Origin of the sequence: Brevundimonas sp. NIBR10 (assembly GCF_027912515.1) — a bacterium.
In the GTDB taxonomy this organism is placed as follows: Bacteria; Pseudomonadota; Alphaproteobacteria; order Caulobacterales; family Caulobacteraceae; genus Brevundimonas.
The window spans coordinates 1,070,152-1,092,377 of record NZ_CP115464.1 but is presented as its reverse complement, the minus strand read 5'-3'; the positions used below and the strand labels follow the sequence as shown (position 1 = coordinate 1,092,377).

General features: G+C 67.0%; 20 protein-coding genes, 1 tRNA gene and 1 pseudogene. 11 read left to right on the top strand and 11 right to left on the bottom strand.

Features of this window, described 5'->3' with window-relative positions:
- From O5K39_RS05280 to pgsA, 5 genes are read left to right on the top strand one after another with little or no spacing between them, the layout of a single operon-like run.
- The gene (locus O5K39_RS05280) at positions 1-309 is read left to right on the top strand and encodes a YdeI/OmpD-associated family protein (RefSeq protein WP_271146234.1); all 309 of its coding nucleotides are present in this window, start codon (positions 1-3) and stop codon (positions 307-309) included.
- Positions 310-341: 32 nt separating this feature from the next.
- A complete protein-coding gene (locus O5K39_RS05275; protein ID WP_271146233.1) occupies positions 342-965 on the top strand; it encodes a carbonic anhydrase in 624 nt (207 codons plus the stop codon).
- 19 nt (positions 966-984) lie between these two features.
- Positions 985-1,248, top strand: coding sequence for a type II toxin-antitoxin system prevent-host-death family antitoxin (locus tag O5K39_RS05270; RefSeq protein WP_271146232.1), 264 nt, complete (start codon positions 985-987; stop codon positions 1,246-1,248).
- Positions 1,245-1,709 carry a PIN domain-containing protein gene (locus tag O5K39_RS05265; RefSeq protein ID WP_271146231.1) on the top strand — a complete coding sequence of 155 codons (465 nt, stop codon included), beginning with the start codon at positions 1,245-1,247 and terminating at the stop codon, positions 1,707-1,709. The genes O5K39_RS05270 and O5K39_RS05265 overlap by 4 nt, the downstream gene beginning before the upstream one ends.
- Positions 1,706-2,362 (top strand): CDP-diacylglycerol--glycerol-3-phosphate 3-phosphatidyltransferase, encoded by a 657-nt coding sequence (gene pgsA, locus O5K39_RS05260; protein WP_271146230.1) that lies wholly within the window; start codon positions 1,706-1,708, stop codon positions 2,360-2,362. Before O5K39_RS05265 ends, pgsA begins: the two co-directional genes overlap by 4 nt.
- Here the strand turns inward: pgsA and O5K39_RS05255 are convergent.
- The 3 genes from O5K39_RS05255 to O5K39_RS05245 form a co-directional block, all read right to left on the bottom strand.
- The gene (locus O5K39_RS05255; protein WP_271146229.1) at positions 2,357-2,881 is read right to left on the bottom strand and encodes a GNAT family N-acetyltransferase; all 525 of its coding nucleotides are present in this window, start codon (positions 2,879-2,881) and stop codon (positions 2,357-2,359) included. The two genes, pgsA and O5K39_RS05255, sit on opposite strands and share 6 nt — an antisense overlap.
- Positions 2,878-4,935: a S46 family peptidase gene (locus O5K39_RS05250; protein ID WP_271146228.1), complete on the bottom strand. Its 2,058-nt coding sequence runs from the start codon at positions 4,933-4,935 to the stop codon at positions 2,878-2,880. The genes O5K39_RS05255 and O5K39_RS05250 overlap by 4 nt, the downstream gene beginning before the upstream one ends.
- Positions 4,936-5,126: 191 nt before the next feature.
- Entirely contained in the window at positions 5,127-7,208 is a 2,082-nt protein-coding gene (locus tag O5K39_RS05245; protein WP_271146227.1) for a S46 family peptidase, read from the bottom strand.
- A 145-nt stretch (positions 7,209-7,353) separates the two neighbouring features.
- Between O5K39_RS05245 and O5K39_RS05240 the strand changes: the two genes are divergently transcribed.
- Genes O5K39_RS05240 through O5K39_RS05230 form a run of 3 tightly spaced genes read left to right on the top strand, consistent with a single transcriptional unit; the run spans position 7,354 to position 10,330 of the window.
- Positions 7,354-8,526, top strand: a complete 1,173-nt coding sequence (locus O5K39_RS05240; protein WP_271146226.1) for an ABC transporter permease — start codon at positions 7,354-7,356, stop codon at positions 8,524-8,526.
- A complete protein-coding gene (locus O5K39_RS05235) occupies positions 8,523-9,287 on the top strand; it encodes an ABC transporter ATP-binding protein (protein WP_271146225.1) in 765 nt (254 codons plus the stop codon). The genes O5K39_RS05240 and O5K39_RS05235 overlap by 4 nt, the downstream gene beginning before the upstream one ends.
- Positions 9,288-9,319: 32 nt before the next feature.
- Positions 9,320-10,330, top strand: a complete 1,011-nt coding sequence (locus O5K39_RS05230) for a biotin/lipoyl-binding protein (RefSeq protein WP_271146224.1) — start codon at positions 9,320-9,322, stop codon at positions 10,328-10,330.
- A 65-nt stretch (positions 10,331-10,395) separates the two neighbouring features.
- Here O5K39_RS05230 and lysA read toward each other — a convergent pair whose 3' ends face one another.
- The 3 genes from lysA to argH all read right to left on the bottom strand — a co-directional run bounded on the left by lysA (position 10,396) and on the right by argH (position 13,465).
- Positions 10,396-11,682 carry a diaminopimelate decarboxylase gene (gene lysA, locus O5K39_RS05225; protein WP_271146223.1) on the bottom strand — a complete coding sequence of 429 codons (1,287 nt, stop codon included), beginning with the start codon at positions 11,680-11,682 and terminating at the stop codon, positions 10,396-10,398.
- Positions 11,683-11,867: 185 nt separating this feature from the next.
- Complete coding sequence (locus O5K39_RS05220) at positions 11,868-12,104, bottom strand: hypothetical protein (RefSeq protein ID WP_271146222.1); 237 nt, start codon at positions 12,102-12,104, stop codon at positions 11,868-11,870.
- A complete protein-coding gene (argH, locus tag O5K39_RS05215) occupies positions 12,101-13,465 on the bottom strand; it encodes an argininosuccinate lyase (RefSeq protein WP_271147105.1) in 1,365 nt (454 codons plus the stop codon). The genes O5K39_RS05220 and argH overlap by 4 nt, the downstream gene beginning before the upstream one ends.
- Positions 13,466-13,526: 61 nt before the next feature.
- Between argH and O5K39_RS05210 the strand changes: the two genes are divergently transcribed.
- From O5K39_RS05210 to O5K39_RS05200, 3 genes are all read left to right on the top strand, one after another.
- On the top strand, positions 13,527-14,153 hold the full coding sequence (locus tag O5K39_RS05210) for a TlpA disulfide reductase family protein (RefSeq protein ID WP_271146221.1): 627 nt from the start codon (positions 13,527-13,529) through the stop codon (positions 14,151-14,153).
- Between the two features lie 115 nt (positions 14,154-14,268).
- On the top strand, positions 14,269-15,627 hold the full coding sequence (locus O5K39_RS05205) for a glutamate--cysteine ligase (protein ID WP_271146220.1): 1,359 nt from the start codon (positions 14,269-14,271) through the stop codon (positions 15,625-15,627).
- 67 nt (positions 15,628-15,694) lie between these two features.
- Positions 15,695-15,768, top strand: a tRNA-Gly gene (locus O5K39_RS05200).
- 187 nt (positions 15,769-15,955) lie between these two features.
- Here the strand turns inward: O5K39_RS05200 and O5K39_RS05195 are convergent.
- The 5 genes and pseudogenes from O5K39_RS05195 to O5K39_RS05175 form a co-directional block, all read right to left on the bottom strand.
- Positions 15,956-17,029: pseudogene (locus O5K39_RS05195) on the bottom strand (IS1182 family transposase); the annotation flags it as partial.
- A 109-nt stretch (positions 17,030-17,138) separates the two neighbouring features.
- Positions 17,139-17,867 (bottom strand): IS21-like element helper ATPase IstB, encoded by a 729-nt coding sequence (istB, locus tag O5K39_RS05190; protein WP_271143524.1) that lies wholly within the window; start codon positions 17,865-17,867, stop codon positions 17,139-17,141.
- Positions 17,854-19,365, bottom strand: a complete 1,512-nt coding sequence (istA, locus tag O5K39_RS05185; RefSeq protein ID WP_271143525.1) for an IS21 family transposase — start codon at positions 19,363-19,365, stop codon at positions 17,854-17,856. Before istA ends, istB begins: the two co-directional genes overlap by 14 nt.
- Positions 19,366-20,126: 761 nt before the next feature.
- On the bottom strand, positions 20,127-20,732 hold the full coding sequence (locus O5K39_RS05180; protein ID WP_271146219.1) for a response regulator: 606 nt from the start codon (positions 20,730-20,732) through the stop codon (positions 20,127-20,129).
- Positions 20,729-22,156, bottom strand: a complete 1,428-nt coding sequence (locus tag O5K39_RS05175) for an ATP-binding protein (RefSeq protein WP_271146218.1) — start codon at positions 22,154-22,156, stop codon at positions 20,729-20,731. The genes O5K39_RS05180 and O5K39_RS05175 overlap by 4 nt, the downstream gene beginning before the upstream one ends.
- Between the last annotated feature and the right edge of the window lie 70 nt (positions 22,157-22,226).

Sequence of the window (22,226 nt, the reverse complement as noted above, 5' to 3'; positions counted from 1 at the left end):
ATGAGCGAGTTCGCACAGGGCACAGTTCATCAGGCCCGGCCTGACCTGCAAGCCGCCGTGCAGTCGGACGAGGCCGTGCTCGCCCTCTGGCAGGGCCTGACGCCGCTGGGCCGCAACGAGTTCATCTGCTGGGTGGACGACGCGAAACAGGCGAAGACGCGCGAGCGGCGGATCGGCCGGACGGTCGAGGAACTGCTGGAAGGCAAGAAGCGCCCCTGCTGCTGGGCCGGCTGCATCCACCGCACCGACAAGGCCCCGAGCCGGTGGCAGCAGGCCGTGCTGATCGACAAGACGCCACGCGGGGCCTGACAAGGCCACCCTCGACTGCCTATAGGAGCGCCATGACCGACACCCCCGACGAACTGACCGCCGGTTACCGCCGGTTCCGCGCCGATCACTGGCCCGCCGCGCGCGCCGAGTACGAGACCCTGGCCGCGAAGGGCCAGAAGCCGCACACATTGATCGTGGCCTGTTCCGACAGCCGGGCCGATCCGGCGCTGATCTTCGATTCGGCGCCGGGCGAGCTGTTCGTGGTGCGCAACGTGGCCAACCTGGTGCCGCCTTATGAGCCGGACGGGCAGTTGCACGGGGTCTCGGCGGCGCTGGAGTTCGGGGTCAAGGTTCTGGGCGTGTCGCGCATCGTGGTCATGGGCCATGCCCACTGCGGCGGCGTCGCGGCCATGCGGGCCGGGGCTCCCGACACCTGCCAGGATTTCGTCGCCCCCTGGATCGCGCAAGGCACGCCAGCCGTCCGCGCCGTCGCCCAGGTGGTCGAGCCCGACGACGTCGAACAGGCGACCGAAGAGGCCGTGGTGCGTCTGTCGCTCCAGAACCTGCGCAGCTTCCCCTGGATCGCCGAGCGCGAGGCGGCGGGTGAACTGACACTGACCGGTCTGCATTTCGGCATCGCCGACGGCGTCCTGCGCGCCCTGACCGACAAGCCGAGGTTCGAGCCGCTCGGCTAGGTTTGCCGAAAGTAGTGAGATGCACTACATTCGCGGGATGGAACGCTCCATCTCCGCTACCGACGCCAACCGCGAGTTCTCGCGCGTCCTGAACGAGGTCGCGGGCGGCGAGACCTATATCGTGACCTCGCGTGGCAAGCCGGTCGCAAAGTTTGTTCCGATGACAGTCGATGAGGCTGACCGTATCGAGCGTAATCGCCGGATGCGGGCCCTGCTTGAGCGGCTGGCGCGGGAACCCGCACGGAACCTCGGCCGCGTCACGCGTGACGACGGCTACGAGTGAAGGTCGCGCTCGACACGAATGTCCTCGCCTACGCCGCCGGGGTGAATGACGTCGAACGGCGCGACCGGGCCAACCGGATCATGGCCGCCATGGACGCCGTCGATGTCGTTCTTCCGAGTCAGGTCGCCGGAGAACTGTTCAACGTGCTCACCCGGAAGGATCGTCGGTCGCGCGCCGAAGCCGCAGACGTCGTTGATGAATGGATTCAGGCCCTGGATCTGGCGACCTATACGCCAGCGACCTTCTCCGCCGCCCTTCGGTTGGCCCACGAGCATGAATTTCAGATCTGGGACGCTCTGATCCTCTGCACGGCCGCAGAAGCCGGGTGTCATCTGCTGCTTTCCGAAGACATGCACGAAGGCTTCCTTTATCGCGGCGTGACGATTGCCAATCCGTTCGCGGAACAGCTTCACCCCTTGCTGGCTTCATTGCTGGAAGCCTCGCCCGGACCGAACACATGAACCCCAATCCCCACGCCAACCCCATCCCCAACATCCTGACCGGCCTGCGTCTGGTCGCCGGGGTGGTGATGTTCCTGATCCTGGCGGGCGCGACGGGGGGCTTGCCCTATCTGTCGGCCTATCTGAGCCCGGAGGATCAGTTCGGCCTGTACCGGGCGGCGTTCTGGATCTTCGTGGTGGCGGCCTCGACCGACTGGATCGACGGCTATCTGGCCCGGCGCTGGAATGCCACGACCCGGTGGGGCGCGATCCTGGATCCGATCGCCGACAAGATCCTGGTCACCGGAGCCATCCTGGGCGTTCTGACCAGCGGCAGCGTGCCCCAGATCGCCATTCCCTGCGGCCTGATCCTGTTCCGGGAGTTCGCGGTTTCGGCCCTGCGCGAGACCACGGCCGGCAAGGTCAAGCTGGAGGTCACCCTGCTGGCCAAGTGGAAGACGACCCTCCAACTGGTGGCCCTGGGCGCGCAACTGCTGGCCCGCAACTGGGACGGTTTCGGCTGGGACTTCGACTATCTGGTGTGGTTCCAGCAGTTCGCCGACTACCTGATCTGGGCTGCGGCGATTGTCACCCTGTGGACCGGCTGGCAGTATTTCGCCAAGGCCAAGACCCAGCTGAATCCGCCCGAGGAAAAGTCGTTCGAGCCCCTATAGGGCCCTGTCCATGACCACAAACTCCAGCGTTTGGGGCGGCAGGTCACCGAAGTTCTGAACCTCGGCGGGAAAGGGCGCGGTCCGGCCGGTCAGGCGATAGCCGCGCCGTTCATACCAGGCGATCAGCTCCGATCGGGTCGAGATCACCGTCATCTCCATCCGGCCGACGCCGAACCGGGTTCGCGCCTCGGCTTCGGCGGCCTCCAGCAGGGTGCGGCCCATGCCCCCCGCCTGACGCACCGGATCGACGGTCAGCATCCCCAGATACGCCGATCCGTCTCCCTGCCGCATCACCCGCACGCAGCCGATCAGGACGCCGCCGGACAGGGCCAGCAGGATCACCTGGTCCGGGTCGGCGACGATGCCGGACAGTTCCTCCGCACTGGTTCTCTGGCCGCCCAGCAGGTCCGCCTCGTGGGTCCAGCCCTTCTTGGCCGACTCGCCGCGATACCCGCGCTCGATCAGGGCGTGGAGCGCCGGGATGTCCTCGGCTGTCGCGGGACGCAGGCCGAGGCTCACCGGACGCCCAGCTCCGCCACCAGCCCGTCCATGCCGTAGACGTCGCGGAGCGCCGTGGTCACCGCGCCGGTCGTGACGATCACGCTGCGGTTGACGTTGCGGTCATAGCCGTAGGCGTTCCTCTGGGTCAGGACGGTGGAATCGAAGTTCGCGCCGACGATCTCGCCCGCCGCCGTGACCACGGGCGAGCCCGACGAGCCGCCGATGGTGTCGGACGAGACGGTCATGTTGATCACGGTGTCGCCCGCGATCCGGTCCTTCGCGGCCAGCAGCTTCGGCGCGACATCGAACGGCGGAGCGCCGGTGGCCCGGTCCCACAGGCCGGCGAAGGTGGTGAAGGGCCCCCAGCGCTGACCGGGCACGTCCGAGCCCTCGATCAGTCCGTAGGTCAGCCGCAGCGTCCCGGTCGCATCCGGATAGACCGCGTCGCCATAGGCCGCGAAACGTGCGGCGGCGAGCTGTTCGGAAGCGCGGTCGGTCGGGGCCTGGACCTTCTCCTCCCATTCGGTGCGAACGGCACGGGTCGGCTCCTGGACCGCCAGCAGATACTGGATCAGCGGATCGTCCGACGCCTCGACGGCGGACAGACCGCCCTCCCACAGCGCGCGACGCACCGCGGGATCGGCCAGTTTCGTGCCCTCGATCAGGCGCGCCGACCGCTGCTCAGGCGATTCCTTGCCCAGCAGGGCGGGGATATAGGGGTGGTCGACGGTCAGCCATTCTCGGGTCTTCGACAGCCACCATTCCATCCGGACCTGTTCCAGCCCCGGATAGACCGGCCGGTTGGCGAACAGCGCGGTCTGGGCCGCCGACAGGCGCGCGTCGCCGAACTCAGGCAGGCGCTCGGCCGAGGGTTTGGCCCGTTCCTGGGCTCCGCGCACGATGGTCCGCGCCCAGGCGAACAGCTGTGATCCGCCCGCGACCGGGGTGGTGCCGACACCGGTGCCGCCTTCCAGCAGCGCCATGGCTGGGTAGAGTTCGCGCAGGGTCGGCTGGATGGCGGACAGGTCGGCGAAGACCCGATCGCCCGCCTTGGAGCGGAAATCGGTCTCGGCGGCGACCCGGGCCGCCATGAAGCCTGGATCGGTCAGCGCCCGCATCCGGCCCAGACCGCGCTTGTAGGTGTTCTCCAGGCCGACGATGGGGTCCATCGCCTCGAAGACCTGACGCTCGCCCTCTTCGGAATAGCGAATCAGCCGGCCGCGCAGTTCGGACGCGATCAACTGATCCATCGGCAGGACGACGTCGCGGATCGTCATCAGCTGGTCCTGGGTCAGCAGCCGCTGGGTCGCGCCGGGGCTGCCGGAGACGAAGACGGGCGTGCCCTCGACCGGCTTGTCGGCCTTCCAGACGAAATGGGTCGGGGTCGAAGCGGGGGCGTCGTTCTCGTACAGCCGGATGAAGGCCGCATCGATGGCGAAGCGCGGGAAGGAGAAGTTGTCCAGATCGCCACCGAAGGTCGCGGCCCGGTCCTCGGGTGCAAAGGCCAGGCGGACGTCGCTATATTTGCGATAGGTATAGAGCTTGAACTGACCGCCCCGGTACAGGCTGACGACCTGGCACCGTTTGTCGGTGGCAGGCCCACAGGCCTCGCTCTCGATCCGCCCGGCCTCGGCGTCGCGGGAACGGGTGAAGGCGGACCCCGACAGGCCTTCGCCGGCCTTGTGCATCCGCTCCGTCACGTCGGCGATGTCGGTCAGGACCTCGGCGGTCGCGCCCGGGCATTTGACCTCTTCGTCGCGCGCTTTCGGGGTGAAACCGGTCTCGGCGTAGTTGACCGCCTGCGTCGACAGATTGGCCACGCAGGTCGCGACGCAGTGGTTGTTGGTCATGACCAGACCGGCGTCCGACACGATCCCCGCCGAACACCCCCCGAACCGCACCGACGACAGCCGCACCCGGTCGAGGAAGGCCTGATCGATCGTCGTGCCGAGCGTGGCGTTGGCCTGCGCGATCGGGAAGTTGTCGAAGGTCCACATGCCCTCTTCGGCGCTGGCCGAGGACGCGGCGGCGAAGGCGAGGACGGCGAGGGAGGCGGAGAGGGTGAGACGCATCGAATACTCCTTCCCTTCTCCCCTTGCGGGAGAAGGTGGCAGCCGAAGGCTGACGGATGAGGGGTCACGCCGACGAGGACGTGATCTAGGCGCGCACCATGAAAGACAAAGGGGCCGACCGGCAAGACCGGTGCGACCCCTCATCCGTCACGCTTCGCGCGCCACCTTCTCCCGCAAGGGGAGAAGGAAGATTAGCGCACCCCCAGCTCGGCCAGCAGACGCGGCTGATCATAGATGTTGCGCAGCGCCTCGGTGATGGCGGCGGTGGAGACCGTCACCGTGCGATTCAGCGTGCCGTCATAGCCGTACGACCCGCCCAGCGAGTGGATGTTGCCGTCGAAGGCCGCGCCGATGACTTCGCCGGCCGCGTTGATCACGGGCGAGCCCGAGTTGCCGCCGATGATGTCGTTGGTCGAGACGAAGTCGTAGACGGTCTCCTTGTTCACCTTGTCCTCGGCGGCGACGAAGGCGGCGGCGGCGTTGAACGGCTCCGATCCCGTGGCCCGCTCGTACAGCCCGCCCATGTAGGTGAAGGGCGGCACGGTGACGCCGCGATAGGTCCAGCCCTCGACCGCCCCGTAGGACAGACGCAGGGAGAAGGTCGCGTCCGGATACAGGTTCGATCCATAGACCGCGAAGCGGGCCTGAGCGATCTTCTCGGCGGCCTTGGCGGTCGGGCCGTTGACCGCCGAGTCCCACTGGGCGCGGACGGCCTGGGCCGCGTCGTCATTGGCCATCACGAAGGCGATCAACGGGTCGCCCGAGGCGGCCAGTTGTTCGGGCGTCATGGCGAACAGGCGGGCGCGCTCGGCCGGATCGTTCAGCTTCGTGCCGGTCACCACGCGGTCGGCGATGGCGGCGGGCGCGTCCTTGCCCAGCATGGCCTTCACCTGGGCGTTGTCGACGGTCAGGTATTCGCGGGTCTTCAGCAGCCAGTGGGTCAGGTAGATCTCCTCCAGACCGGCGTCGATCGGGGTGACCTCGGCCAGGCGGCGACCGGTCTGGGCGATGGCGGCGTCGGTGTAACCGGCGCGGCGCTCGGCGACGGGCTTGGCCCGTTCCTTGGCGGTGCGGACGATGGCGCGGGCATAGTTGTACAGGGTCGAACCGCCGCCGGCCGAGGCCTCGAGCTGGCGGTAGGGCAGGTACAGGTCACGCGCGGCCGACTGGACCTTTTCCAGGTCGCCCCAGGGATCGCCGATCCGGGCGGCGATGGCGGGATCGGCGGCGACGCGCTGGCGCAGCTCGGCCTCTTCCTCGCGCTTCTTGCCGAGGAAAGCGGGGTCGGTCAGGGCCCCCTGCTGGCCGTACCAGACCTTGAAGGAGTTCTCGAGACCGAACAGGGGATCGACCGAGACGCGCTTGGCCTCTTCCGAGGTCGTCGCATACTCCTGGATCCGGCCGCGCAGTTCCGAGCCCTGGATCAGGGTGACGGGCAGCTGCTGGTCGCGCAGACGCTCGAGCTGCGAGATGGTCAGCAGGCGCGAGGTCGAGCCCGGATTGCCGGCGACGAAGACGGGATCGCCTTCCTTGGGCGGAGCCGGATTCCAGGTCAGGTGGTTCGGCGTCACCACCGGCTTGCCGTCCTCGTAGATGCGCAGGAAACCGGCATCCAGGGCGTAGCGGGGGAAGTTGAAGTTGTCGGGGTCGCCGCCGAAGAAGGCCGCCTGGAACTCGGGCGCGAAGGCCAGCCGGACGTCCTCGTATTTGCGGAACTTGTACAGGGCGTAGCGACCGCCCCGATAGAAGCTGATGACCTGGCAGGTCTCGGTTTCCTTGGAGGTGCAGGCCGCGTCCTCAATGGCGGTGGTCGCGGCGCCCCGGGCCTGGACGAAGGCGGCGCCTTCCAGGCCCGCACCGGCCGCCAGCACCTGGTCGGTCACGTCGGTGATGTCGGTCAGGATCTCGGCGGTCTGGCCGACGCACTCACGCTCCTCGGCGCGGGTGGCGACCATGAAGCCGTCCTTGACGTAGTCCTTCTCGGCCGTGGACAGGTCCTGCACGCACTGGACGATGCAGTGGTGGTTGGTCAGCACCAGGCCCTCGCCCGACACCAGCGAGGCCGAGCAGCCGTTCAGGCGCACGGCGGCGTTGCGGACCCGGTCCAGCCAGGCCTGATCGATGCGGGTGCCGTATTTGTCGTTGACGGTCTGGATCGGGAAATTGTCGAAGGTCCACATGCCTTCATCAGCCTTGGCGGGGCTGGCGGCGACGGACAGGACGGCGGCGGACGCGGCCGACGCAAGAAGCGAGACGTTAAGACGAAGCGACATTTTGGAACGAACTCCGAAAGGGGACGCGGATTGCTATCCCCATCGTCCGGCCCCGTCCATGCCCGCCTTCGAACCCTTACCCCGATTTAACTCGACCCCGGCGAACGCCGTCGTCAGATAGGGCCAACACTCGGGGTTGAACATCTTGTCGCTCGCACTGTCCACGCTGCTCTATGAGTGGCGCCGCTATATGGCCGCCGTCATGGCGCTCGCCTTGTCCGGCCTGCTGGTCCTGGCCATGACCGGTGTCTTCATCGGCATCGGCAAGGGCTTTACCGCCACGATCGAGCGGTCGAGCGCCGACATCATCATCATGCAGCCCGGCGCCAAGTCGCTGATGGGCGGACCCTCGGGCGTGCCGCGCCGGTTCATCCCGCTCGCCTACAACCATCCCGACGTGGTCGAGGTTCAGCCGCTGGACGGAGCCGGCGGCTCGTTCCAGTCGATCAAGGACATCGATCCGACGATGAGCCAGGCCGACCGCGCCAAACAGGGCGCCCCGCGCCAGCAGTTCGTCCAAGCCTCGATCATCGACACCACCCCGGGCGCGGTGACCATTCCGACCGACTATTCCCAGGACCTGATCGACGCCCTGCGCCAGCCCTATACGGTTGCGATCGACGAGACGGCGCTGAAGCCCTTGGGCGTCAAACTGGGCGACAAGGCCATGTACAACGGCCAGACGGTGACGGTCGTCGCCATCCTGCGCGGCTATCCCAACATGATGCAGTCCAACATCGTGATGTCGCGCGACACCCTGCGGATGCTGGGTCAGGCCGATACCGGACCCCGCGTCGGCCCCCTGATGATCAAGCTGCGCGATCCGGCCCGCGCCCAGGTCGTCGCCGGTCAGCTGAACCAGATGGGCGACGGCAAGTGGAAGGCCTGGACGCGCCAGGAACTGGCCGACGCCAACGCCGGCGCCATGTTCGAGGAAGGCATCCTTGTGATCATCATCGGCGGCTGCGTGGTGCTGGGCACCATCATCGGCATCGCCATCACCTGGCAAACCCTGCAAGGGGCGATCCTGGCCAACATCAAGGAGTTCGCCTCGCTGCGGGCGCTCGGCGTCGGCATGGGCTCGCTGAACCGGATCGTGATGGAGCTCAGCTTCTGGGTCGGAATCGTGGGGGTCATGGCCGCCATCGGCCTGACCTATCTTGTGTCCCTGCTGGCCATGGCCAATGCGGTGATCATCGCCCTGCCGCCGGTCCTGCTGATCGTCGTCGGCGGGGGGCTGGTCATCATCGCCATGGTATCGGGCCTGCTGTCCATGGGCGTCCTTAAGAAGAGCCAACCGGCGGACCTGCTGCGATGACCGATTTTTCCCAGCACACGAAAGTCCACGGCAAGCATGGCGATTTCGCCATCGAGGCCAAGGCCCTGGTCAAGCGCTTCAAGTCCGGCAAGGGCTTCGTCGAGGTCCTGAAAGGCGTCGATTTCGATGCGCGGCACGGCGACCTGACCATGGTCATGGGGCCGTCCGGCTCGGGCAAGTCCACCCTGATCGCGGCCCTGTCCGGCCTGCTCAAGCCCGAGGAGGGCCGCGTCGATTGCCTGGACGTCGATGATCTGTGGAAGCTGTCGAACGGCAAGATCGACAAGTTCCGCCTGGATCACTGCGGCTTCATCTTCCAGGGCTTCAACCTGTTCCCGGCCCTGACCGCCCTGCAACAGGTAACGACCGTGCTGAAGTTCCAGGGCATGTCGGCGGGGGCCGCAAGGAAGCGCGCCACCGAGGCCTTGGTCGAGGTGGGTCTGGGTCACCGGCTGAACCAGCGCCCGTCCCTGCTGTCGGGCGGCGAGAAGCAGCGCGTCGCCATCGCCCGCGCCCTGGCCAAGGACCCCAAGATCCTGTTCGCCGACGAACCGACCTCGGCGCTGGACGGCGAGAACGGCCAGATCGTCATCAAGCTGCTGCGCCGCGCCGCCACCGAACACGGAGCCGCCGTCATCTGCGTGACCCACGACCCGCGCCTCGAGGCCTGGGCCGACCGGGTGATCAAGATCGAGGACGGGATCATCGCCTCGGACGAACGCCGCATTCCCGATCCCAACGCCGTACTCGCCTCTCACTGAACCGCCCAAAAAGATCCATCAGGACCGACATCATGCCCGCCTTCCTCAAGAACAAATGGACCTGGATCGGCGTCCTGCTGATCCTCGTCATCGTCGTCGGCTTCATCATGTTCCAGAAGGCTGGCGCGACGAAGAAGGCCGAGGCCGAGAAGGCCGCCGCCACCAAGGTTGAAAGCCCCTATGCGGCCATCGCCAACGGCAAGGTCGATGTCGAGGGCGGCATCATCCAGGTCGCGGCCCGTCGCGGCGGCATCATCCGCGAAGTCCTGGTCCAGGAAGGCGACCGTGTCGTCGCCGGCCAGATCCTGGCCCGCCAGGAGGACGACGAAGCCCGCCTCGCCGTCCAGTCCAGCCGCGCCGCCGTCGCTCAGGCCGAGAGCCAGCTGGCCTCGCTCCGCGTAGACATCAACACCGCCCAGCGCGAATACGATCGTCTCGAGAAGCTGGTCGCCACAAACTTCGTCGCCGGGGCCCGGATGGATCAGGCGCGCGACGCCATCGCCACCGCCCAGGCCCGTCTCGGCTCGCAATCGGCCGCCGTCCAGACCGCCCGCGCCCAGCTGGCCCAGGCCCAGTACAATCAGGAACTGACCGTCATCCGGTCACCGGCCAACGGCCGGATCGCCCGCCGCTATGCCAACCCCGGCGCCGGCGCCTCGACCCTGAACGTCTCGGCCATGTTCGACCTGGAGCCCGATGCCCCGCGCATCGCCCGCGCAGAGATCGTCGAGAGCGACATCCCCAACATCGCCACCGGTCAGGCCGTCGAGATCACCCCCGAGGGCGATCCGTCCAAGGTCTATATCGGCGCCGTGCTCCGTCGCGCCGCCGTCTTCGGTGCCCGCAAACTGGCCTCGGACGATCCTTCGCAACGCACCGACGAACGGGTGGTCGAGGTCGTCGTCTCGGCCGGAGACGCGCCCCTGCTGATCGGCCAGCGCGTCCTGGTCAAGTTCATGAAGCCGGGCGAGACCGCCGGCGCGCCCCGCCCCGTCACCGCCGGCGTCCCCGCCGATCAGGCGATGCGCACGCCGGGGGCCTGAGCTTAGGTTTCTGTCCTGACCCGCTCCTCCCGGCTTTCGCCGGGATGAGCGGACCTTTGCTGGCGCTACAACCACTCCGCCATCGGTTCGCGGGCCAGCATCTCGTCATAGGTGGGGCGGGGGCGGATGAGGGCCCAGCGGTCGCCGTCGACCATGACCTCGGCCACCAGCGGCCGGGTGTTGTATTCGCTGGACATCACCGCGCCGTATGCCCCGGCCCCAGTGAACACCACCAGATCCCCCGCCTGTAACGGCGGCAGGTCGCGACCGCGCGCGAAGGTGTCGCCGGTCTCGCAGATGGGCCCGACGATGTCATAGGCGGTCGGGGCGTTGTGCCCGCCCAGCGGTCGTGGCCGGACCGGCTGAACCTCGTGGAAACTGTCGTACATGGCGGGCCGAATCAGGTCGTTCATCGCCGCATCCAGCACCAGGAAGCGCCGTCCATCGGCCCGTTCGGTCACCTGGATCACCCGGCTCAGCAGCACGCCCGCATTGGCCGCCAGCAGCCGCCCCGGCTCGAAGGCCGCCTCGACGCCGAGCCCGTCCAGCACCCGTGCCGCCATGGCCATATAGTCGGCCGGGGACGCGGTCGGCGCACCCCCGACATAGGGGACGCCGAGGCCTCCGCCGAGGTCGAGCCGGGTCACGGTCTGCCCGCGCGCGCGCAGCTGCTCGGTCATCGACCGCAACAGTTTGAACGCGGCCTCCAGCGGGGCCAGGTCGGTGATCTGGCTGCCGATGTGACAGGCGAGGCCCACCGGCGTCACATGGGGCGAGGCGGCGGCGCGGACATAGAGGTCCATGGCCTCGTCGGCGGGGACGCCGAACTTGTCGCCCTCGCCGCCGGTCGTGATCTTGGCGTGACCTCCGGCCCCGATCTTGGGGTTCACCCGGATGGCGATCTCGGGGACGGCATCCATGCGTTCGGCGATAGCGATCAGCCGGTCCAGCTCGGCCGGGCTCTCGACATTGATCTGGCGCACCCCCGCCTCGATGGCGAAGGCCAGTTCGGTATCGGTCTTGCCCACGCCGGAGAAGATGATCCTGTCGGCCGGAACCCCGGCCCTGAGCGCGCGCCGGATCTCGCCCTCCGACACCGTATCGGCACCGCAGCCCAGCTTCGCCAGGGTCGCCAGCACCGACAGGTTGGAGTTGGCCTTGACCGCGAACGCGATCAGGGCGTCCCCCAGGGCACCGCGATGCGCATCGGCCGCCCCACGCAACACCTGATAGTGCCGCTCCAAGGTCGCGGTCGAATAGACATAGGCGGGGGTCCCGACCTGATCCGCCAGCCCCTCAAGCGCGACGCCCTCGGCGTACAACGCGCCGTCCTTCAGATCGAAATGGTGCAAGGTCTGGGTCCGGGGTTGGTTCTCCTCCCCGTCCGCCGCTTGGCGGATGGGGAGGTGGATCGGAAGGCCGCTTGGCCGACGAGACGGAGGGGGCGACACGGTGTGTGGAGTTAGGGCTGACGGCTATCGGATCGGACAGACCGGGCCGCGCCACTCCCCATTCCTGCGGAACGGGGAGGAGAAGGCTACTGCGGTCGCGCGGCCGCCGGCCCGCCGAGCGGATTGGTCGGCCCCCCGTCGATCGGAACCTGGCTGGAGGGGCGGTTGACGGTGGCGGGGTCGGGCAGGTCGCGGGCCCAGGCGTCGCGCGGCGCGCGTTCGCTCTCGCGCGGGGCCGGGGCTTCGAGGTCGGCCATGCGACCACAGGCCGATGCGGACACGGCGATCAGGGCGGCGACGCCCGTGACGAGGATCTTTTTCATAGGCGCGTCTTCCAATCGGCGATGCGCGCGCGGACCTGTTCCGGCGCGGTTCCCCCGAAACTCTGGCGGCTGGCGCAGGAGGCCTCGGGAGAGAGCACCTTGTAAACCGCCTCGGTGATGCCGGGTTCAAGGCTCTGCAATTCGGCGAGCGACAGTTGCGCCAGACCCACGCCTTTGCCTTCCGCCACCTTCACCGCCGCGCCCGTGACGTGGTGCGCCCGGCGGAACGGCAGGTCGATCTCGCGCACCAGCCAGTCGGCCAGATCGGTCGCGGTCGAGAACCCCGCCCCGGCCGCCGCGGCCATCCGCTGCGTGTTCGGCACGATCGCCGTGACCATGGCCGTCATGGCCGTCAGGGCCAGATCCAGAGCGTCGAACGCCTCGAACACCGGCGGCTTGTCCTCCTGCATGTCCTTGGAATAGGCGAGCGGCAGACCCTTCATCACGGTCGACAGGGCCACGAACGCGCCGATGATCCGCCCGGTCTTGGCCCGGACCAGTTCGGCGGCGTCGGGGTTCCTCTTCTGCGGCATGATCGAGGAGCCGGTGGTCAGATCGTCGGGAAGCGACGCGAAGCCGAACATCGGCGTCATCCACACCACGATCTCTTCGGCCAGCCGCGACAGATGCCCGGCCGTGATCGAGGCAGCGGCCAGGCTCTCCAGCGCGAAATCCCGATCGGACACGGCGTCCAGCGAGTTCGCCATCGGCCGGTCGAACCCCAGCTCGGCCGCCGTCGCATGACGATCGATGGGGAAGGGCGATCCGGCCAGGGCCGCGGCCCCCAGCGGGTTCTCGTTCATCCGTTTGCGCGCATCGGCGAACCGCGATGCATCGCGCCCGAACATCTCGACATAGGCCATCAGATGATGCCCGAAGGTCACCGGCTGGGCCGTCTGCAGATGGGTGAAGCCCGGCATCAGGTCGCCCGCATGTTGTTCGGCCCGCGCCAGCAGCGCCTTCTGCAAGGCCGCCAGCTGATGCCCCGTCCGGTCGCAGGCGTCGCGGACCCACAGGCGGAAATCGGTCGCCACCTGGTCGTTCCTGCTTCGCGCCGTATGCAGCCGCCCCGACGGCTCGCCGATCAGCTCGGACAGCCGCGCCTCCACATTCATGTGGATGTCCTCGAAGGCGTCGCGGAACGGAAACGACCCGCCCTCGATCTCGCCCTGAATGGTATCGAGCCCTGACAGGATCGCCGCGCCGTCGTCCGCGCGGATGATCTTCTGCGCGATCAGCATGCGGCAATGGGCCCGCGATCCGGCCAGGTCCTGGGCCCACAGGCGCCTGTCCACGCCGATGGAGACATTGATGGCCTGCATGATGTCGGCGGGGCGCGACGAAAAGCGCCCGCCCCACATGTCTTGACCGGCGGGCTTCTGTTCCGCCTTAGTCGTTTCTTCCGGGGTGGTGTTGTCGGTCATGAGCGGCTCGAAGACGGCGATAGGCGTGGTTGCGGGGGTGTTGCTGATCGCGGCGATCGGCGGCGGCGCGTTCCTATACGCCAAGCCGGACGTCGTCGCCAAAGTTTCCGCGCCGCCTCAGGTCGCCCCCAAAAGCGACCTCGCCCGTTTCGCCACCGGATCCCTGGCCCGGCTGGAGACGCCCGCCGCCATCCCTGCCGCCCCCGCCTATGTCTTCAAGACCCGCGACGGTGCCGACACCACCTTCGCCGACTTCCGGGGCAAGGTGGTCCTGGTCAATCTGTGGGCCATGTGGTGCGCGCCTTGCCGCACCGAGATGCCGACCATCGCCGCGCTCGCCACCACCTATGCCGACAGGCCGCTGGTGGTCCTGCCCATCAATGTCGACACCGGCGCCGACAAGATCGCCGACGCCACCTCCTTCATCGACGTTCATGAACCCCTGCCCCTCTACAGCGACCCGAAATTCCAGCTGCCGTTCGAGTTTCCGGGCAAGGGCAAGATGCCCCAGACCATCCTGCTGGACCGCCAGGGCCGTATCCGCGCGTCCTTCTCGGGCGAGGCCGACTGGAACAGCCCCGAGGCCCACGCCCTGATCGACGCCCTGCTGGCCGAACCAGGCTGACCTCCACCGCCGCTATTAGAAATCCTCTCGGCCCACAGGCTTGATGCGGCACGGTTTCCCGCCCATCTAGCCGCCACAGGGACCGATACGGTTTGCGTATCGGAAGGGACGACCCATGGCCAATCCGCCGCTTACCCGCGAACAGCTGGTCTCCGTCATGTCGGGCGGGGCCAAGCCGCGTGACCAGTGGCGCGTCGGCGCCGAGCACGAGAAATTCGGCTTCGACAAATCCACCCTGCGCCGCCCGGCCTATGAGGGGCCCAACGGCATCCACGCCATGCTCACCGGCCTGCAACGTTTCGGCTGGGCCCCGGTCGAGGAGGGCGGCCACCTGATCGCCCTGACCCGCAAGAACGCGGAGGGCATGACCGCCTCGATCAGCCTGGAGCCCGGCGGCCAGTTCGAGCTGTCGGGCGCGCCGCTCCTCACCATCCACGACATCTGCAACGAGACCGGCCAGCATCTGATGGAGGTCAAGCAGGTCGCCGATCAGCTAAATCTCGGTTTCCTCGGTGCCGGCTTCGATCCCCTGTGGACCCGGGCCGACGTTCCCGTCATGCCCAAGGGCCGCTATGACATCATGCGCGCCTACATGCCCAAGAAGGGCAATCTGGGTCTGGACATGATGCTGCGCACCTGCACCATCCAGGCCAATCTCGACTATGAGTCCGAGGCGGACATGGTGCTCAAGTTCCGCACCTCGCTCGCGCTCCAGCCCGTCGGCACCGCCCTGTTCGCCTGTTCACCGTTTACAGAGGGCAAGCCGAACGGCTTCCTGTCGGCCCGCGCCAACGTCTGGACCGACACCGATCCCGACCGCACCGGCATGATCGATTTCGTCTTCCAGGACGGCTTCGGCTACGAACGCTATGCCGACTATGCGCTCGATACCCCGATGTATTTCGTCAAGCGCGACGGGAAATACCTCGACGCCTCGGGCCTGTCGTTCCGCGACTTCATGGCCGGGAAACTGTCGATCCTGCCGGGCGAATACCCCACCATGGCCGACTGGAACGACCACCTGACCACCCTCTTCCCCGAGGTCCGGCTGAAGTCGTACCTTGAGATGCGCGGGTCGGACGGCGGCCCGTGGAGCCGGATCTGCGCCCTGCCCGCCCTGTGGACCGGCATCTTCTACGACGCCCCGTCGCTCGCCGCCGCCTGGGACCTGTGCAAGGACTGGGACATCGGCGACCACGAGCGCCTGCGCCGCGACGTGACACGTCTGGGCCTGAAGGCCGAGGTCGCGGGCCGATCCTTGCGCGACGTCGCCGTCGACATGGTCGCCATCGCCCGCGAGGGCCTCAAGAACCGGGCCCGGTTCAGCGGCGGCATGGTCGACGAGCGCGGCTATCTGTCGGAACTGGAAGACATCGCCGACTCCGGCCTGACCCCCGCCGACCGGCTTCTGGCCCTGTATCACGGCGACTGGCAGGGCGACGTCACCCGCATCTACCGCGACTTCGCCTACTGAAGCGCGCTGGACGGGGTGCGAAACCCTTTGCCTTCGCGCCCTCCCGGTCTATATCGCCGGTGCTTCCGCGGGCGTGATGTAGTGGTAGCCTGAAAGCTTCCCAAGCTTTTCGTGCGGGTTCGATTCCCGCCGCCCGCTCCAAAAATCAATGACTTAGAGAGATTATTGGTCCGAATACGGATCATAGTTTTGCTTTTTTGCTTTTGTTTTGCAAAATGGCGGGCAGAGCAGGCGCGAGGGCGGATGTCCGCTTCTGACTGAGGCCGTGTAAAAACGCGCGGCGCTGTCGGGGATCCCCTCGGGTGTCGGGGCGCGAGGCATCATCCTTTCAGGCCCTGATCGCCTCTATAAGTGGCGTGGTTCCCAGCACTGCCATCACCCGTTTCATGTTGTAGGCCAGGATGTGGAGGCTGATCTCGGTCTTCACGTTGGGTAGTCGCTTCATCAGGAAGTGGGAGTGGCCCATCCAGGCCTTGATCGTTCCGAACGGGTGTTCGACCAGGCTTCGCCGTTCGCGCATGGCTCGGGACCTCAGGTCCATCCGGGTCTGGAGCGCGTCGATCACCGCTTCATGCTCCCAGCGCGTGACCTTTCGCTCGACGGCAGGCGTGCACTGAGCCTTGATGCTACAGCCTGTACAGCTGGCCCGGTCCCAGTATCGATGCAGCGTCATGCCCTTCTCGATGACGGTCATGTGGAAAGGAAGCAGAGAGCCGGCAGGGCATCGGTAGACGTCCTGATCGGGCAGGTAGACGAAGTCCTGCTTGCCGAAGCGGCCGTTCGCCTTAGCCCCTGACGTCAGCGGCTTGGGCACGAACGGCGTCACGCCCAAGGCCTCACAGGCCACGATTTCCTCGCCGGAGAAGTAGTCCCGGTCCGCCAGCACATCGAGCCTTTCCACGCCCATGGCGTCCTTGGCCTGACCCGCCATGTTCGCCAGCTGTTGCTTGTCCGAGCCGGTCATCACCACCTCGTGGGCGACGATTAGGTGATGCTCGCCCTCGACGGCGGACTGGACGTTGTAGCCGACGATGCCGCTCCCTCGGCCTGATGTCGCCATGGCGCGAGCGTCGGGATCGGTCAGGGACACCTGGCCGTCAGGCGACGCTTCGACCTCAGCCTCCATGACCTTCAACATCGCCATCTGGGCACGAAGGCGATCGATCTTCTCGACCAGCCTCACCGACCGTGCCTCCACGCCATCCCCCTCGTGCCGATCGGCCGTATCGAGGTCCTCGAAGTAGCTGGCGATGTGCTCGGCAACCTGTTCGATCCGCCGCTTCACCTTGTAGACGGTGAAGTTCTTGTCGCGGGTGTTCACCGCCTTGAACTTGGAGCCGTCGATGGCTGTCAATCGGCGTCTAAAAGGGACCCCTTATCGGCGTGCAATAGGGACCCCCTTTTGGGGTTCGTGATGGACGTCACGAGCGCACCGCTTGCGAGGGTTGGGGCGTAGGGAGGGCGTAGCCCGACCGGAGGCTCAACCCTCGCTTGGCGTTCTTCGTGGTGGGTCAGCTGCGGTGTTTGAAGCGCCAGCTGTCGTTGCCGGTCTCGACGATGTCGCAGTGGTGGGTGATGCGGTCGAGCAGGGCCGTGGTCATCTTGGGATCGCCGAACACGGTCGGCCATTCGCCGAAGGCGAGGTTGGTCGTGACGATCACCGAGGTCCGCTCGTAGAGCTTGCTGATCAGGTGGAACAGCAACTGACCGCCCGAGCGGGCGAACGGCAGGTAGCCGAGCTCGTCGAGGACCACGACGTCGAGGCGGCAGAGGTGAGCAGCCAGCGCACCGGCCTTGCCCAGGCGGGTCTCCTCCTCGAGGCGGTTCACCAGGTCGACGGTGTTGAAGTAGCGGCCACGCGCCCCGGCGCGCACGACGTTGGCGATGATGGCCGTGGCCAAGTGGGTCTTGCCCGTGCCGGTCCCGCCGACCAGCACGATGTTGCGCCGGTTCGCCAGGAAGGAGCCGCTGTGAAGCGAGCGCACCAGTCCCTCGTTGATCGGCGTGCCGTCGAACACGAAGGCGTCGAGGTCCTTCACGGCCGGCAGCTTGGCTGCCGCCATCCGGTACCGGATGGAAGCCGCATGCCGGTGGGTCGTCTCGGCGCGGAGCAGGTCGGCGAGGATCTCCATGGTCGTACGCTTGCGCTGCAGGCCCGTGGTGACCGCTTCGTCGAAGGCGCCGGCCATGCCCTTGAGGCCCAGGCCGGTCAGGGCCGCCATCATCTCATGCCGCTGCATGCAGGCCTCGCAAGCTGTCGTAGCGGTCGCAGTCCGCCAGAGGCGGATGCCGCAGCGCCAGGTCGTCCGGTGTGACGATGCTCAGCGGCCGGGGCGGTTCGCGCCGGCGCGCCAGGATGTTGAGGATGACGTCGTCGCTGACGGTCCCGGCGGCGAGCGCCTCGCGCGCGGCAGCCTCGACCGGCTCCAGGCCGTCTTCCAGCACCGCCGCCAGCACCCGCACGAACCGGCGATCGGCCTCGTCGCCTGAGCCCAGCTTGCGGCGCAGGCGCGCCAGCGCGGGCGGCAACTCCCAGTCCTGGAACGGCGCGCCATTGCGCAGGGCCCCGGGCTTGGTCGCCAGCACCGGCAGGTAATGCCAGGGATCGTAGAGGGTCCGGTCGCGACCGAAGAACCGACGATGGTCGGCGATGACCTCTCCCTCGCAGCGCACGACGATCCGGTCGGCATAGGCGCGGACCTGCACCGTGCGTCGCCCGGCTCTGGCCATCACCGAGTAGCGGTTGCGGTCGAAGCTGATCAGGCAGGTCCCCGTCACCGCGTGTTCGCTCTCGTGGAAGCCGTCGAACGGGCCCAGCATGGGCTGCAGCGCCGGACGCTCGGCGGCCAGGGCCTGAGCGACCGTCAGGTCCTTCTGCTCGGGATGCTGGCGCAGCTCGCCCCAGCGACGGCATTCTGCCTCCAGCCAGCCGTTCAGCTCCTCCAGGCTGGTGAAGCGCAGGCGCGGCTGGAAGAACCGTCCCCGCGCCGTCTGGACCTGGTGCTCGACCTGGCCCTTCTCCCAGCCGGCCGCTGGCGAACAGGCCGTCGGTTCGACCATGTAGTGGCTCGCCATGACCAGGAAGCGCCGGTTGAACAGCCGGTCCTTGCCCGTGAACACCGTCGTCACCGCCGTCTTCATGTTGTCGTAGATCCCGCGCGTCGGCACCCCGCCGAAGAAGGCGAACGCCCGCGCATGCGCGTCGAACAGCATCTCCTGGGTCTCGCGCGGGTAGGCCCGAACATAGATCGCGCGTGACGCGCACAGTCGCATGTGCGCCACCTTCACCCGCATCGGCTTGCCCGCGATCTCCACGTCCTCGTGGCTCCAGTCGAACTGGTAGGCTTCGCCCGGCTGGAACATCAGCGGGATGAACGTCGGCGCATCGGCTACGCCCCGGCGTCGCTTCAGCCGCCACCCCGCCGCGTAGCGCCGGACCGCGTCGTACGACCCGTCGAACCCCTCGCGCACCAGCAGGTCATGGACCCGCGTCATCCGCAGCTTCTCGCGCCGCGGCCGCGCCTCGTCCTCTTCCAGCAGTTCATCGAGCCTGGCCTGGAACGGCGCCAGCCTCGGCAACGGCTGCACCGCCCGCCGATAGGCGAACTCCGCATCAGGCTCCCGGATCGCCTTGCGCACCACCTTGCGCGACAATCGAAGGTCACGCGCGATCGCCTTGATCGCCTTCCCGGACGCAAACTCGCGCCGGATCCTCAACACCGTCTCCAACACCAACATCCCGAACTCGCCGCCTGACATCCGCCAAGCCGCCACCGTTAGACCTCAGGGATGAGGGGTCCTTATTCGACGCCGATCACACCGCTAACGGGGTCCCTTTTCCACGCCGATCCACAGCGTCTTCCTTGGCGCGGAGGTGAGCAGCCGGTTCGGGAACGGCTATTCAAACCGCTTCTTCGGCGAGGGCCTGATCATCCTCGGATGGGTCGCCAATTGGCGGCCGATCCAGATATTTCTCTACGACTGGTAGCCGTTGGCGCGTCAACGCAGCCTGTACAACCGACTGGCCCAGTCTGAGGTGCAGCTCCGACCAGACCTGTGTTGAATTGCTCTTCGAACGAAGTAACCCAGCCCACTCGTGATTCCGCGAGGAAAAGCTGCCGCATCTCAATCCGACTTTTCCGACCGTTGACCTTGGAGACGCTCTCGAAGCGTTGAGCACGGCTGAAGGGTTTCGCAAATAGTCGACAGAAGTGGGTAATGTCTCCACGGTGCCAGTCCATCGCACCGAATATCCGACTTTCCAAACCGCCGCTTTGAGTCACAAAAGGTCATTGGCTTCCACTTCGAAAGCCGGGCGCTGTCGCTAAAACCCGTTTTGCGAACCGCCTCTAACTCGTTGATCTGCTTAAAGCGCCTTCGACCGAGTTTTGCATCTAAACGGTTGCTTACTTGAGAAAAGCCCAAGCTTCCCAAGCTTTTCGTGCGGGTTCGATTCCCGCCGCCCGCTCCAAGGCTCATCCGATCTTCGGCGATCAGCCTCAGCTCAATCCCAAGCTCATCCGGACCAGGGCCGACAGGTTCGGGGCCTCCATCTTGGACATCACCTTGGCGCGGAAGATTTCGACCGTGCGGGGGCTGATCGTCAGGCTGGCGGCGATTTCCTTGTTGGACAGGCCCTCGACGAGTTGGTCGAAGACCTGCCGCTCGCGCACCGTCAGTTGCGCCAGTCGGTGCTCGATCACGGCCCGCTTGTCGATGTCCGCACGGACCTGATGCACCCGGCTCAGGCAGCCCTTCAACGTCTCGATCAATCGATGCGGCTCGAACGGCTTTTCGATGAAATCGGTGACGCCGGCTTTCATCAGGTCGACGGCCAGTGAAATATCACCATGGCCCGTGATGACGATGATGGGCCAGGATTCGCCATACAGGGCCTTGATCCGCTTCACGACCTCGGTTCCGTCCATGCCCGGCATGTGCAGATCGGTGACCACACAGGCGATCTTGTCGGCGGGCAGATTGTCGAAGAAGTCGACGCCGCTGGCGAACCCCCGCGCGCGCAGGCCCTCGGCGCGAAGCAGGGTCACGAGGGAATCGCGGACGGCGAAATCGTCTTCGATCACGAATACGGACGTCGTCATCATGGCAGGGGCTCCGGCAGTCGCTGCAGGCTGAAGGCGAAGGCGGCCCCGCCCAGATCGCTGGTCTGGACGCTGAGGGCGCCGCCGTGGCGCTCCACGATGGTGCGGGTGACCGACAGACCCAGACCCATGCCCCCCGCCTTGGTGGTCATCAGAGGCTTGAACATCCGGTCGATCTGATCGGGCGCGATGCCGGGGCCGCTGTCCTCGACGCTTATGCGATACCCGGTCGTGGAAAGCGCCTGGCCCAGGATGACGACGTTTCTCCGCGGCTGATCGGCGACGGCCTCGATGGCGTTGCGGACCAGGTTCACGATCGCCTGCTGGAACTGGATCCGGTCGGCCAGGACCCAGTCCGCCTGATCCTCGACGGCGATCCGGAGCTGGGCACCGGCGGCCGGGCCGAGAAGCTGGAGGATCGGTTCGAGGTCGTCGATCATCGAGGAAACCCTCTGCGGGTCCAGTCGGTGCTCGTCCCCGGCCAGCAGGCTGCGCGCCCGGCGGATGATGTCGCCGGCCCTGAGGACCTGGTTCTTGGCCAGTTCGACGGTGCGGCTGGCGCTGTCGGCGAAGACGCCGGCACGACCTAGATCGGCCTGGGTAGCCTGCAGGTAGCTTGCGGCGGCCGTCAGCGGCTGGTTGAGTTCGTGGGACAGGGTCGCGGCGATCTCGCCCAGGGAGTTCAGCCGCCAGACCTGGTTCAGCTGATCCCTGAGTTCCTGATTGCGTGCTTCTGCCGAACGCCACCGGCTGAGGTCCGTGAGCGTGAGGATGGTGTCCGGCGGCCCCTCCGGATTCTCGATCGACGCCGTGTGGATCCCGACGGGAAAGACCTCACCGTCGCGCCGACGACCCGGCCAATAGAACTCGTCGGCACCGCTGGTGCGCTCCGCGGCGCTGTCGAAGAACTCGACGAAATCACTGAACGGTCGGCCCAGAACATCCGGCTCGCGGACCCCGAACAAGGCACAGGCCGGCTCGCTCATGGACAGGATACGCGATCGGCGGTCCACGCTCACGACCGCAGCGGAAGCCAGAATGGCACCTATGGTGGCGTCGCGGGTGGAGAGCCGTGCCGACAGGGCCCGGGCGTTCGCCCTCGCGGCGCGTCCGATCCGTCCGAACTCGCCGATCGCGAGGCCGACGCAGGCGAAGAGGACGGCGTTGACGGCACCGTCGACGACGCTTTCACGCGGCACCAGGGCGACATTGGCCGCGATCGACAGGATGATGGCCAGCACCGTCGCGCCACGCGACGCCAGCAGCGCCGGCAGCATGACCGCCGGGATCAGCGGCAGGTAATAGAACTTCCCGAACGCCTCCAGCCCGAGGCGTGCGAGCAGGGCCGCCCCGACCGCCACCACCGCCAGGACATAGCCATTAGCCCCCCGCGACGCGAAGGTCGCGATCCCGCCCAATCGGGTCATCAACGATGACTTTTCCGTGGCCATCATAAGCAAGCCGTCGAACTCTAGCGGTCGATTTCAGGCGTTCTGG